Below are 512 nucleotides of genomic sequence, written 5' to 3' on the forward strand. Positions count from 1 at the left end.
GACCTGGAGGATCGCCGGGCCCGAGAGGCCGCGATGGGTGAAGAGCATCGCCTCCGGGAATTTCGCCTTTCCCGCCTTGGCGATCACTGGCAGCGAGACTCCGGCCAGCGGCTGCATGAGCGCCAGCTGCTCGCCGCCGAAGGCCAGCGGCACGAGCGCCGGCCGGCGCTCGACCAGCTTCAGGCCGAAGCGCGTCGCGACGTCATAGGCGAAGCCGGTCGCGCCCATCTTCGGGATGGAGAGCCCGCCCGTCGCGAGGACCAGCGATTCCGCCGTGAAGGTCCCATGCCCGGTCGTGACGCGGAAATCCGTGTCGCGCGCGATGTCGGTCACCCGCTGGCTCAGCCGCAGTACCACGCCCGCCGCCTCGGCTTCCGCCAGCAGCAGGGCCACCACCTGCCGCGCCGAGCCATCGCAGAAAAGCTGGCCGAGCGTCTTCTCGTGCCAGGCGATGCGATGCTTCTCGATCAGCCCGAGGAAGTCGCGCGCGGTGTAGCGGGACAGGGCGGAGC

General features: G+C 70.5%; 1 protein-coding gene. It reads right to left on the reverse strand.

Features of this window, described 5'->3' with window-relative positions:
* The coding region (locus AC1DWF_RS38835) for an NAD(P)/FAD-dependent oxidoreductase (RefSeq protein WP_476843709.1) at positions 1-512 on the reverse strand (512 nt) is incomplete at both ends.

The sequence above is a fragment of the Aminobacter sp. P4_D5 genome (genome assembly GCF_056401815.1).